The 11810-nt window shown below is 37.8% G+C and carries 7 protein-coding genes; all 7 read right to left on the bottom strand.

Features of this window, described 5'->3' with window-relative positions; all coding sequences use genetic code 11:
• Positions 1–89: 89 nt before the first annotated feature.
• Entirely contained in the window at positions 90–1382 is a 1293-nt protein-coding gene (eno, locus tag A5N85_RS08185) for a phosphopyruvate hydratase (RefSeq protein WP_072576795.1), read from the bottom strand.
• A 15-nt stretch (positions 1383–1397) separates the two neighbouring features.
• A complete protein-coding gene (kdsA, locus tag A5N85_RS08180; protein ID WP_072576794.1) occupies positions 1398–2210 on the bottom strand; it encodes a 3-deoxy-8-phosphooctulonate synthase in 813 nt (270 codons plus the stop codon).
• Positions 2207–3847: a CTP synthase gene (gene pyrG, locus A5N85_RS08175; protein WP_072576793.1), complete on the bottom strand. Its 1641-nt coding sequence runs from the start codon at positions 3845–3847 to the stop codon at positions 2207–2209. Before pyrG ends, kdsA begins: the two co-directional genes overlap by 4 nt.
• Before the next feature lie 21 nt (positions 3848–3868).
• Entirely contained in the window at positions 3869–5149 is a 1281-nt protein-coding gene (gene tilS, locus A5N85_RS08170; RefSeq protein ID WP_072576792.1) for a tRNA lysidine(34) synthetase TilS, read from the bottom strand.
• Positions 5150–5365: 216 nt separating this feature from the next.
• Positions 5366–6325: an acetyl-CoA carboxylase carboxyltransferase subunit alpha gene (locus A5N85_RS08165; protein ID WP_072576791.1), complete on the bottom strand. Its 960-nt coding sequence runs from the start codon at positions 6323–6325 to the stop codon at positions 5366–5368.
• Between the two features lie 2 nt (positions 6326–6327).
• Complete coding sequence (locus A5N85_RS08160; protein ID WP_072576790.1) at positions 6328–6771, bottom strand: hypothetical protein; 444 nt, start codon at positions 6769–6771, stop codon at positions 6328–6330.
• A partial coding sequence (locus A5N85_RS08155; RefSeq protein ID WP_143143223.1) for a hybrid sensor histidine kinase/response regulator occupies positions 6768–11810 on the bottom strand: 5043 nt, incomplete at its 5' end. The genes A5N85_RS08160 and A5N85_RS08155, both read right to left, overlap by 4 nt.

Below are 11810 nucleotides of genomic sequence, written 5' to 3'. Positions count from 1 at the left end.
CAAAGATAATAGTTAAACGCCCCCAAAGCTATCGCAATAGCTATCAAGATACCATAAGGCAGGAGACGTTTATTTAACATACGCGTTAATTAGTTTTTAATTTTGCCAAGTAAAGCTGCTTTGCCGCCGTATTTTGCTTTATCGCCTAACTCTGCTTCAATGGTGAGTAAGCGATTGTATTTTGCTACACGGTCAGAACGGCAAAGTGAGCCAGTTTTAATTTGTGTTGCTGTTGTTGCAACTGCGATATCAGCAATTGTTGTATCTTCTGTTTCACCAGAGCGATGAGAAACAATTGCTGCGTAACCAGCATCATCTGCCATTTTTATGGCTTCTAAGGTTTCGCTTAATGAACCAATTTGGTTAGGCTTAATTAAGATGGCATTAGCAATACCTTTTTCAATTCCTTCTTTCAAAATAGTCGTATTGGTTACGAATAAATCATCACCTACTAATTGAACCTTGCCGCCTAATTTTTCAGTTAAGATTTTCCAACCATCCCAATCGCTTTCATCTAAACCATCTTCGATAGAAACAATTGGATAACGCTCACATAGACCAGCTAAGTAATCAACGAATTCTTCAGAAGTATATTCTTTACCTTCTGAAGCTAAGACATATTTTCCGTCTTTGTAAAATTCTGAAGAAGCCGCATCCATCGCTAAATAGACTTGCTCGCCCGCTTTATAACCTGCTTTTTCAATCGCTTCCATAATGACTTTGAAAGCTTCTTCGTTTGATGCTAAATCAGGTGCAAATCCACCTTCATCACCAACGGCAGTATTAAGTCCTTTTTCATGAAGAATTTTTTTCAAGGTGTGGAAAATTTCTGCGCCTGCACGTAAAGCTTCACTAAAGGTTGGGAAGCCAGCAGGCATAATCATGAACTCTTGAATATCAACAGAGTTATCAGCATGCTCACCACCGTTGATGATATTCATCATTGGAACCGGTAATACATAATCATCAGTCACATGCAATACTTCGTATAAAGGTTTTTTCAAACTTGCTGCTTTTGCATGCGCTAAAGCTAAAGATACGCCAAGAATCGCATTTGCACCTAAGTTTTTCTTAAAGGCATCGCCATCCATTTCTAGCATGATTTTATCTAAAGCTTTTAAATCATCAATTGATTTACCTTGAAGAGCAGGCGCAAATTTTTCATTGACGTTAGCAACCGCTTTTTGAACCCCTTTCCCCATATAACGACCTTTATCGCCATCACGCATTTCTAATGCTTCGCGAGAGCCGGTTGATGCGCCAGATGGAACACCTGCTTTACCAATAGCACCATCAGAAAGAGTTACGATAACTTGTACCGTTGGGTTACCACGTGAGTCTAAAATCTCAATGGCTTTAATGTTTTCAATAGTCGCACTCATGGCTTTCTCCTATGTTTAAAAACTTTTTACCAATTTATCAAGCGCATAAAGTTCTTTTAAAAGAGATTTTATTTCGCCTAATTTAATTGCATTTGGACCATCCGATAAGGCTTTATCTGGATCTGGATGGGCTTCCATAAATATTCCTGATATTCCCACTGCAACCGCAGCTCTTGCTAATACGGGGACGAATTCTCTTTGTCCTCCACTTGAGCTACCTTGCCCACCAGGTAATTGCACAGAATGCGTGGCATCAAACACTACTGGACAATCGAATGTTTTCATGACTGCAAGGGAGCGCATATCAGATACAAGATTATTGTACCCGAATGATACACCTCTTTCACATAACATAATATTATCATTTTTGGTAGCTTTTGCTTTTTCTGCAACATGCTTCATATCCCAAGGCGCAAGAAACTGTCCTTTTTTGATATTAACTGGCTTGCCTTGTTTACAAACGTTTTGAATAAAATCGGTTTGTCGGCATAAAAAAGCGGGGGTTTGTAAAACATCTACCACAGAAGCAACTTCTTCTAATGGTGTATATTCATGCACATCTGTTAAAACAGGAACATTAAAAGTTTCTTTTACTTTTGCAAGAATTTTAAGTCCTTTGCTCATTCCTAATCCTCGGAAACTTTTATCTGAGGAACGGTTTGCTTTATCAAAAGACGATTTATAAATAAATGGAATGCCAATTTCTGTTGTAATTTCTTTTAATGTTTCAGCGGTTTCTAGTGCTAGCTTTTCATTTTCAATCACACAAGGACCAGCAATTAAGAATAAAGGTTTATCTGCACCAACTTCAAATCCACATAAATTCATGATTTTGCTTCCTTCTGATAAGTAGTTGTCGCGCGGATAAATGATTCAAATAACGGATGTCCTTTACGAGGATTTGAGGTAAATTCTGGATGAGATTGTAACGCAACAAACCAAGGGTGAATGGTTTCTGGTAACTCAATCACCTCTACCAAATCATTATCAACAGAACGCCCTGAAATCTGCAAACCTGCAGATTCAAGTAATTTTTCATAATGCGTATTTACTTCATAGCGATGACGATGCCTTTCATTCATCATTTCGCCTTGATAAATTTTCGCAATTTTACTACCTGATTTTAACCGCGCCGGTAAAGCACCAAGCCGCATTGTGCCACCCAAATCTGTTTGCGCATCACGTTGCTCTTTTTCTCCTCGCTCATTCACCCACTCAGTCACTAATGCAATGACAGGATCTTCTATTTTTTCATCCCATTCCGTGCTACCGGCACCCATTATTCCGGCGACATGACGAGCATATTCAATAACGGCAATTTGCATTCCTAAGCAAATACCTAAATAAGGAATTTTATTTTCTCGGGCGTATTGAACGGCCAAAATTTTACCGTTAATTCCTCGATTACCAAATCCACCAGGGACAACAATGCCATCAACATCTGCTAATAGCCCTGTGCCTTGTTTAGTTAAATCTTCAGAGTCAACATAACGGATATTGACATGACAACCAGCATGAATACCACCATGATTTAATGCTTCATTCAAAGATTTATATGCATCTGTTAAATCTACATACTTCCCAACCATGGCAATAGTAACTTCATTTTGCTTTTCTTTAATAGCATCTACAACTTTTTCCCATTCTGATAAGTCTGCCGGCGGAACCTCTAAATGAAAATGTTGAACGACTAACTCATCAACCTTTTGCGCATGATATAGCATAGGAATTTCATAAATCGTTTCAGCATCAAGTCCACTAACCACTGCCTCAGCAGGCACATTGGTAAATAAAGCAATCTTACGTCTTTCATCTTCTGGAATTTCGCGATCTACTCTACAAATCAACATATCTGGCTGAATACCAATAGAACGTAACTCTTTTACACTATGCTGTGTAGGTTTTGTTTTAAGCTCGCCTGCTGCGGGAATATAAGGCACTAATGTTAAATGAATAAACATCGTGCGATTTTTGCCAAGTTGCGTTCCTAATTGACGAATCGCCTCCATGAAAGGCAAAGATTCAATATCCCCAACCGTTCCGCCAATTTCAACCATAGCGATATCAGCACCTTCGGCTGCTCTCAAAATATAAGATTTAATGGCATCAGTAATATGAGGAATAACTTGCACTGTCGCACCTAAATAATCTCCTCGACGCTCTCGACGAATGACTTCAGAATAAATTCGACCCGTTGTGCAGTTATTAAACTGTGTCGCTCGCATATTTACAAAACGCTCATAATGTCCCAAATCTAAATCAGTTTCTGCGCCATCATGGGTAACAAAGACTTCCCCATGTTGGAAAGGACTCATTGTGCCGGGATCAACATTGATATAGGGATCAAGCTTAATCATTGTCACCCGTAAGCCACGCGATTCTAAAATAGCGCCCAAAGAAGCGGCGGCGATGCCTTTTCCAAGAGAAGAGACAACGCCGCCTGTGACGAATACGAATTTTGTCATGCAAACATCCAAACCATGAAATTATCGGCTAATAGTATCAGCATAGCCCGTTTTTTTCCACTCAATGACTAGCTGTTCAAAACCATTGGCATTACCAATCTCCCCTACCCAAACCAACTGTTCTTTCCAATAAAGCAAAGGGATACGACGCCTTAATAACGGAGGAATTTGATATAAACGAAACCATTCTTTTAAAGACTTATGATGTAACTTAGAGCATGGACGAAATCTTTCCCCCGGCGGATATAATGCCCAGCGACACTCCTCTAAAGGAAAAGGCGCCTGCTTAATTTTAATTCTCCCTATACCAGACCAAATAGCATCTGCTCGAACCTCAGGAAGCTTTGTAGAGAATACTTCCTCTAAAAAATAAATATTCCCTTGATAGGCAAATAAATACAGTCCACTAAAAATAATTTGTGCTTGTCCGTCAATACTTTCGCTTAGTTGTCTTAAGAATTCTTGCAACTGCTCAAAAGACGGCATAGGAAGACTATGATGCGATAACCAACGGCGAATCAATAATTTTTTCTGAGATTCTGAATATTGCGCTAAAAGAGAAACCGATAATCTCTCTTTAATAGGATACAAAATAGCATCCAAACTTTGCTCAGTAAACGCTCTTACCTCCCCTAATAAACTAGCACTCCTCGCTATATTGTCCGTAGCATTAGGAAATCCCGCATTCAATAGCGGAAAAACTTTATGCCTTAACCAATTACGACGATAAGAAATATCAGCGTTCGAAGGGTCTTCAATCGCTTGTAACGAATGTTGTTGAAGATATTTTTCGATAGTGGCACGTCGAATACTCAGCCATGGACGCCAATGTTCTCCTCTACCAAAAACTTTCCTTTCTGGCATCGCGGTTAAACCATCAATACCGCTTCCACGCAAAAGATTTAACAATAATGTTTCAGCCTGATCATCTTGATGATGTGCCGTTAATAAAACGCCTTTTGGAAGTAATTTTTCCTCAAAAACAGCATAACGTGCTTTTCTAGCTATTGCTTCTGCATTACGCTTATTCTCTAAAAAAGATAGTTTTTCATTGATAAAGTGGAATCCAAAATCTCGGCTTATTTGGGCAACCCATTCGCCCCACTGTACAGAAGATGAATTCCAACCATGATCAATATAAATGATAGATAATGGCGCTTTAAGCCTATCTTGTTCTGTAGCAAGACAAGATAACATTGCTATACTATCTTTACCGCCACTACAAGCCAGTAAATAGTGGCTTGGAACATACTCCGCTTGCCACTGCCATAGTTTTTCTAGAGAAAGCGCTTGTTGTTTCATAATGTTATAAGCTGAGACCTTTGCAAAAAAACATAAAATAGAGAAATTTCAATTTTTTAAATTTTGAAAATATATTAAAATCGTAGTATTAATTTTTCTACTAGTAGCAAAATTTAGTGTAAAACGGAATTTTGCAAAGATCTCAAGCTGTATAAAGATAAATAAAGCACTCGGATTGAGTGCTTTATTTATTAGGAAAGGAAGAAAAATTGACTATTACTCCTCTTCAAAAGTTCCATAATCTCGTATTTTTTCAATACGAGTACTAATTCTTTCTTCTATTGACATAGCATCTAAAGATTTTAATGTTTCTAAAAAGATTTGTTTTAACTTAGCACTCATTTCATCTAGTGCGCGATGTGCGCCTCCAAGTGGTTCTTCAATAACTTCATCAATTAACTTAAGTTTTTGTAAATGTGTAGAAGTTACTTGCATCGCTTGTGCTGCGTCTGCAGCCATTGCTGCATCACGCCATAAAATAGATGCACAACCTTCTGGAGAAATAACCGAATACATACTATATTGCAGCATCATCACTTTATCTGCAACGCCAATTGCTAAAGCACCACCAGATCCCCCTTCTCCAATGACACATGCAATCGTAGGTATCTTTAAAATCGCCATTTCATATAGATTACGAGCAATAGCTTCGCTTTGCCCCCTTTCTTCCGCACCAATCCCAGGATAAGCGCCGGGAGTGTCAATAAACGTAATAACAGGAATATTAAATCTTTCTGCTAATTTCATTAGCCTCAAGGCTTTTCGATAGCCTTCTGGACGCGGCATCCCAAAATTACGCTTAACTTTAGATTTGGTATCTCTACCTTTCTCATGTCCAATAATCATGACACTACGATTATTTAAACGAGCCATCCCCCCTACAATAGCGGCATCATCAGCATAATGTCTATCACCGTGTAATTCATAAAAATCGGTAAAAATATGTTTAATATAGTCTTTCGTATATGGCCGACGTGGATGACGAGCCATTTGTGCAATTTGCCAGTCATCTAAATCTTCAAAAATACTCTTTGTTAGACTTTTGGATTTTGCTTCAAGACGAGAAATTTCATCACTTAAATCCATTTCTGACTGCTCACCAAATTGGCGTAATTCGGTTAATTTATATTCTAATTCAGCAATGGGTTGTTCAAAATCTAAATAATCTGGGTTCATTTTTATCTCATTCGTAGTTCGGCTTCAAATAGTGGTAAATCTAACAAAGCAATCTTCTTATCACTCTGATTAGCTATTGAAACATATTGTGCTATAAAACGATGATTGCCATCGCTGAGTTTTGTAATTTCTTTTTCATTAAGTTTTATTAAAATTGGTTCACCATAGCTAATTACAGCATAGCGCCGATAATTAGATTTATCCGTAATTGTTGAAACTAAAATAATTCGATAAGTTTCCTCATAAGGAACTTCCTTAGAAGTAAAAACAAAATCTAAAACTGGCATTTTCTCATTTTGAACCAACATACTTCCAACTATGAATTCACTCACATTTTCAGCTGATAATGCAGGAGCATAAGGATAAACTCTCCCTACAATAGCTTGTGGAAAAACTAACCACTCTTCACCACCACTAGGAATTAAGATTACTTCAATATCAGTCATGCGTCCGTTCCTCCAATCAATGATTGTAGTGTTTCAATCAACACATCTTCTTGATAAGGTTTTCCAAGATAACCTTGCACCCCAATTTCTTCAGCGCGCTCACGATGTTTTTCACCCGTTCTTGAGGTAACCATCACAATAGGCACTGTTTTATGTTCACTATTTTGCCTTACATGGCTAGCAAACTCAAAGCCATCCATTCTTGGCATCTCAATGTCTAATAAAATCAAATCTGGGGTAAATCTTGTCAAGACCTCTATCGCATCTAAGCCATCTTTGGCTGTTTCTACGACATAACCATTACGCTCTAATAAACGAGTAGAAACTTTACGCATCGTTACAGAATCATCCACTACTAAAATATGATGCGCTTGTGGCTCCTCATAAGTAACAGCATCTTCACTTTCACCTAATCCATTAATTCTACGAGATAAATCTAATAAATCCAATACAGGAACAACATCGCCGTCTCCAAGAATAGTTGCTCCTGAGATTCCCGGTACATTTAGTACCTGACGGTTAACGTTCTTAACAATAATTTCTAAACGATTACCAATATGATCGACATAAAGCACGACTGGTTCTCCACCAGCATTTACAAATAATGCCGGAACACTTTCTGTCTCCAATTCCCACTCAAACTCATTAGGATTAAAGTATTTTCCTAAAATATAAATACGATAATCCATACCATTATAGTGGTGATAAGTTTCCTCACCTTGATAACTGCGTTCTAGCTCTTCACGGCTAAGCTGACTGATTGCAGCAACTGCGCTCATCGGTGCAGCATAAGTTTGTCCAGCAATACCTACTAGCAGAACTTCTGCGATACTCATTGAGAAAGGCATTGTAATAACAAACTGCGTTCCTTGACCGGGTATAGAATCTACTTGTAGCTGACCACGACGTTGTTTTATCATTTCATTAACTACATCCATACCCACGCCACGACCTGATAATTGCGTAACCGTCTTCGCAGTAGAAAAGCCTGAACGCATCAATAAACTATTAAGATACTGATGATCATTTTCTTTATCAGGATTTAGCCACCCTTTTTCTCTTGCCTTTTCTTTAATCCGCTCATAATCAAATCCACGACCGTCATCAAGTATACGGATTTCTACGTTAGAAGCATTAGCAATGATAGATAATTTGATAACACCAATTGGAGGTTTACCTGCTGCTATTCTTTCTTTCTCAGGTTCAATACCATGCCCAATTGCATTACGAATCATATGTTCAATAGCAGGCAATATATCTTCAATCAAGCGTCGCTCTAGCTCTACCTCTCCACCTTCTAAAATTAAAGTAACCTCTTTACCAACAGATTTTGCCGTTTGACGAACCAAGCGCTTTAGACGTGCTTCGTTAACATCAAATCGAATAAGCTGCGTTGTCAATAAACGTTCTTGCAAACCTCTTTGAATAACACCTTGCTGACTAGAAAGATTTCTTAGCAGAGTATTTTCTGTTGCCAATGTATCTTGAACGTTCTTCAAGTCATTGATAGCTTCAGCTAACTGTCTAGAAAGCTGCTGAATTTCACTAAAACGATCCATTTCTAACGGATCAAAATGCTCATCATCATGCTCTTGAGCTTCCCTACGGAATAACATTTGCGCTTCTGTCTCATTATCTAAACGACGCATTTGTTCATCAATACGAGTAGCGATACGTGTTAGCTCTGTTAAGTTAAACTCTGATTCTGAAGAAATATTTTCAATTCGAGAGCGTATAATGGCGGTTTCACCAACCATGGCAATCATTTCATCTAATAACTTAGCATCTACCCTTACGTAACGTTGAACTTCAGAAGCAATAGAAGGTTCTGGTATTTTTTCTTCCTGAGAAGCTGTTTCTTCAACTTGGGTTTGGGTAGGTTCAACAGAAGAAAAATTTTCTTTTGTAATAGTAGATTCCTGATGAGAAGAAATCTCTGACGAATCTTTATCCAAAGGCATAGACGCTGATTCATCTAGATCTGTTGTTACAGACAATTTCTCTTCTATTTTTTCGGAAAGCAGTTCTCTTTCTGATACCATTTCAGAAGTTTGCGACGGTATATTGCTCTCTTCTTGCAGTTTTTGAAAAGACGTTTCTAATTCTGGTTTATCTTGTTGAGTAAATTCAAGCTTAGATTCTTTTATTTCGCTAGATGTCGGCAAAGTAAATTTGCCTTCTTTAACAAATTGTTCTAACGAATAATTTAATGCACCTGCCGGTGTTGGCATTTCTTGGCGCAACACACTATCCAACATACTATAAAGCGTTTCATGTCCAAGTCCTAAAAGTGTTTTTGCTTGACGCAATTTAGTTTCATTGACATCGCCAAGCTGCTCTATTACAGATTCCATAAGATGTGAAACATCTCCAATGGCAACCAAACCAACTAGTCTCGCACCTCCTTTTAAGGTATGCATATTACGCTTAAGTTCGTCAACAACTGATTTCTTGGTCAAGTCCTCTGTTAATAGTACTCCTGCCTGCTCAATAAGCTCTTGTGCTTCATCACTAAAAATATCTACCAATACAGGATCAATATTTTCATCAAAGCTACTACCATAAACCTTTTCTATTGCTGATTTATCAACAATGGCTTCTTGCTCTGGTATTTGTTCTAGTGCAGAAACCGAGGCTATTTGAGGCTGTTTAAGCGCAGCTTTTTCTTCTGCTTTAATTCGTTTTTCATTCTCAGCAACCTCTGGATAAGGTAAAGGAAGACCAAGATACTGATTGATATTATTTAAAATATAAGGATCTGTTTGTGGTAAATATCCATCGCGAATAGCGTCTAACATTAACATCGCTTGCCACATCGCACCACTAAGAATAGCAACTGCCTGATTACTTGGCTTTGAATAGCCATCAATAATACTCTCAAGCATAGATTCAACTGCATGCGTTAAATCTCCAATAGCAAAATAACCCGCCATTCGTGCACTACCTTTTAGGGTATGCATATCGCGACGAATAACATCTAAATGCCCTAATTGTTCACGTTGCTCGTCCCAACGCTCTATTTCCAGCTGACTTCTACCTAAGAGCATCACTGCTTCATCTAAAAATGTTTCAACCAATTCAGAATTAGCGTTTGGATCTAGCGTCCATTCATGCGATTGTTGCCATTGAGAACTCACCACATCATCGCTTGTAGCAACAGCAGGTACTGCAAGAGATGCTGGAGTCATGCGACTAGAAAGTGTTTGTCTAGCAGACATCAACGCATTGATTGTTTTATTTGCCTCTTCGGCACTGGTTTCATTGTCATTATTATAATGCTCAATTAGTTGGGCACTTTCTCGCAATATTGAAACCGCATTTAAGCTTAATCCACCTTCTTGTGTTTTATGCATCAATAATAATTGCTCAATAGCATCAAGCATCCGCCAAATCCAATCTGGTGTTGCGGAAGTATCTAATACATCTTCAATATCATAAACAGATTCTATCAAATCATCTATCAACTCAGGAGAGCTATCTTTTTCTGCCCGTTGAGAAAGTGTTTCAAATTGGTCAATTGCATTTAAAAATGCTGCCATACCAGGATGACGAGTATCAGATTTGGTCGAAAACGCATCACTTAAGCTAGTATGTCGAGCAATCGTAGATAACTCTTCACTCAATCTTACCACTGGTTGACTTAATGCGTTACCTATCTGACGGTTACCAACAGATTGCTTCTCTATTAAATTTTTACTGATATTAGCAAATTTTTTATCTGTTGACTGAATATCTAATAAATCCCCATCAAACTCCGATTCTGATATCTTTTCTGATGAAGCTTTACTTAGACCTTTGTCTGTCTCAGAAACTTGATATTCCTTATTCCACAATGCTTCTGCTCCATCTAATAAAGATGGCTCTGAAGAAATATCATCAATCTGTGGCTTTGAAAAAGCTGTCTCTGTTACGCTTTTTTCTATTTGAGAAACTTGATTATTTTCAGTATTATCAGACACCTTGATATCTAGTATCGTTTCGCTATCTTCTATTTTATTGACATCAACAGCACCAGAAATACTAGCAATATCATTATCAGACGTATCATCATTGGATAAATTAATTATTTCAGTCGCAACTGGCTTATGAGATTCAGATATTTGTTCTACTTCAGGAATAATCTCTTGCTTAGATAAAGGTAATATGCTTTCTCTCGGAGAAGCAAACACCTCGTCTTCACCAGCAACTAAAGATGAAGCCTTTCCTTCTACAGAGTAATTATCGGATTTTACTACTTCAGATGTTTGAGAAGCCATTTTATCAGCTTCTTCTTGTAAGGTTTCTAACGTAGTTTGTAATAATGCTTGCGCTATCTCATCATCTAATAATTTTTCTGATAACTGACTAGTTAAACGACCATAAAGTGCATTTTCTTCTTGCACTTCCGATAATGCTTCTCGCAACTGAGACTGAAATAAATCAACCTCAATATCATCAATATTTTCATCAGAAGCAATTTCTTTAGCCATGGTCGCTAATTTTGCTACAAGCTTATCGTCTTGTAGATTTTGAGTCGTATTCTCTGTTAGCTCAATATCACTAAACATTTGCTCATAATCTAATGGTTTCTCTGTAGTCTGCTCTAGTTTAGATAAAATATTAGATAACAACGCCTGATATTCAGTTGCATTAGAACTTTGTATTGCAAAGGTTCCAAGTTGTTCTTGTAGCTGTTTTTTTAATGTCGCATCAACACTAGAATAACCCATTGATTCAATTTCAGTTAACAATGCGTTTGCTAAAATAGTTTCATCCTGTTCATCTAAAGGTTGAGCTTGTAAATTTTGTGCAAGCATTTTTGCCATATGTTGGTATTGCTTTGGCAAAGAAGCTTGCACTGAAGATGAAGGTAAGTGCCTTACTACCCTATCTAGTAAAGTCTTATACGCCTCACTATTATTCTGTTGCGCAATCCAATGACCTAAATGCTGCGATAATGCATTCGAAATATTTTCTTGCTCAATATCTAGCGCAGCTAATTCTTGTTTAAATGCTGTTGCTAATGCTTTTTCATCATCTTCATCAATTAGGCTGCATTT

This window comes from Suttonella ornithocola (genome assembly GCF_001889065.1).
In the GTDB taxonomy this organism is placed as follows: domain Bacteria; phylum Pseudomonadota; class Gammaproteobacteria; order Cardiobacteriales; family Cardiobacteriaceae; genus Suttonella_A; species Suttonella_A ornithocola.
Note: the sequence above shows the minus strand (reverse complement) of the source record. Positions and strands in the feature narration are given on the sequence as shown.